Origin of the sequence: uncultured Campylobacter sp. (assembly GCF_938030685.1) — a bacterium.
Lineage (GTDB): Bacteria > Campylobacterota > Campylobacteria > Campylobacterales > Campylobacteraceae > Campylobacter_B.
The window spans coordinates 1-2,156 of the sequence record NZ_CALHHX010000047.1; the positions used below are offsets into that span (position 1 = coordinate 1).

Annotated in this window: 1 protein-coding gene; it reads left to right on the top strand. The window is 51.6% G+C overall.

Features of this window, described 5'->3' with window-relative positions:
* Positions 1-422: 422 nt before the first annotated feature.
* Positions 423-1,835, top strand: a complete 1,413-nt coding sequence (locus Q0369_RS02190; protein ID WP_298095393.1) for a hypothetical protein — start codon at positions 423-425, stop codon at positions 1,833-1,835.
* Positions 1,836-2,156 lie beyond the last annotated feature (321 nt).

Here is a 2,156-nt window from a genome sequence, read left to right on the forward strand (position 1 = left end):
GACTGATCGCTTACGAGGATAAAATTTATCGGTGGTAAAATTTCGCAACGTAGGCTCCTGCGATAGTTTTGTACGTTTTTTGCGTCTTATTGAAGACCGATCTGCGCTAGCGTCTCGCGCCTTTTCGCAAACCGGCAGGCGAGCATTTTCGCTCCTAAGCGCGCTTAAGGCGCGACGCCGCAAAGCCTGCTAGACAAAAGCGCGAGCCGCGTGGGTAAGCAGATCCCTATCTGCGCGTATCCGAAAGTGGCTACATACGTAGGCGGCGACGAAAATAACGCGAGCAGCTTTGAGTGCAAATGAAATTTGATTTAAAGCAGCGCCTTATGGCGGAGCGGATTTGAGCTAAATTTAGCTCGCAGCTCCGCTAAAATCCGTGCTCGTCAAACGGGTGCGGACAGATTAAAATTTAAAGGACGGAAATGACCGAGCCGAAAATCGGCGATCTCTTCGCCGTAAAGCTTAAGAGGCGGGACGCGTATTTTACCGCGCAGATCGTAAGCGTCAATATGGGGCTAGTCGCGCTCGTTTTGGACGGCTTTACGAGCGCGCCGCTCGGGCTAAAAGAAGCGGCTAAGCTTAAGCCGTTTTACTTCGATCATCACTTTTGGAGGCGCGGAGAATTTTATCTCGGCGTGGATGAAATTTTAGATGCCGAGCCCGTTTTCATCGGCAACGCCGCTTTGATTTGCGAGCCGCCCGAGTGCGTGAGCTTGCAAAGCATCGAACAGATCTATATGCAGCTTGCGTGGAATGAGCTGCCGAAGGAGATCCGCGCTAAATTTAAATCTATTAGCAAGCAAAAGCTTGAAATTTCGCAGCCGCAAAGCAGGGAATTCTACGCCGATTTAGCGCGTAAAAATCCATTTTGCTACGAGATAAAAAGCAAAATTTGGGATGAAAATTTAAAAGATTTTTTAGAAGCGACGCCGATAATGACGCAGCTTGAGCTAAATTGCGCCGGCAAAAGCCTGGATATCTCGTGCACGCACCTGCAGCAGCTCGTTTTGCACGCCAGCGGCACGGAGGAGATCACGCTAAACGGCTCGCTGTGGCGGCTCGTAATAAATAGCGATATCGCGCGGCTAAAAAGCGTGCGCTGCCCCTTTGACGGCGAGCTTTTGAGCGTTCAGCTAGAGCTAAGCGGCGGCGAATTTTGCATTCGCGGGCTTGAAAAACTGCGCGATCTACGGATATTTTCGCAACGCGGCGAGCGCATTGATCTCGCATGCGTTGCGGCGAGTTTTCCGAATTTGCGTGAAATTTTTATTAACGCGCAGGGCGGCACGCTAAAAAACATCGACACGCTCGCTAAATTTGAACATCTAAAAGACATCTGGCTAAGCGACGTTTACGGATTTGAACGCTTTCCGACGAGGGCACAGCTGCCGCATCTAAAACGCCTTTGTTTCTGGTCGGTGCCTAAAGGCGCTTGCGAGGCTGCTAGAGCGCAGTTTAAGGGCATAGAAAGCCTCGTAATCAGGCAGCCGCGAAGTAAGCAGTGGCTGGCGGCGAATTTAAACAACCCGCTACGTAGCTGGGACGGCAGAGAGGGCGTGGGCGCGGCGACTGCCAGAAAGGCGATGAGGGCTTATGTAGGCGCGCACAAGAAACTAAGTGCGCTAGAAGCAGAATCCGCAAGCGACGAGCTCAAGACCGAGAAGACCGAAATTTTAAAAGAATTTATCGCCATTTTTAACGCGATAGACGCCAAGCATAGCATCGACACTATGGAGCGCGAGGAGATTTGGGAGGCGTTTTGCAAGCTGGCCGAGCTTGCGGCGGTGGATGCGAAGTCGCAAGAGCGTATCTGGGAGCAAAACGCGGAATTTTAGCCAAACGAAGCGGCGCGGGCGCTATGATGAAAAACGGCGTGCGGACACTGCGCGATCGGGCTTTGTTTGGGCGCGGCGCGCGAGATTTAAAATTTGGCGCCGAAACGGGCTTTTGCGGGCGCATAGATAAAATTTAAGCCAAGCGGCGGTAAAATTCCGCGGTTCCAAGGAAGCGTTAATTTACGCCGATTTGGCGCGTAAATTTGCGTCTATTAGGGCGAAATAAAATTTAAAGGAGCAAAGATGAGAGGTAAAATTTTAATCGTGGCCTTTGCGGCGGCGCTTTTGTGCGGCTGCGCGGCGCACGATGCAAAGCTAGGC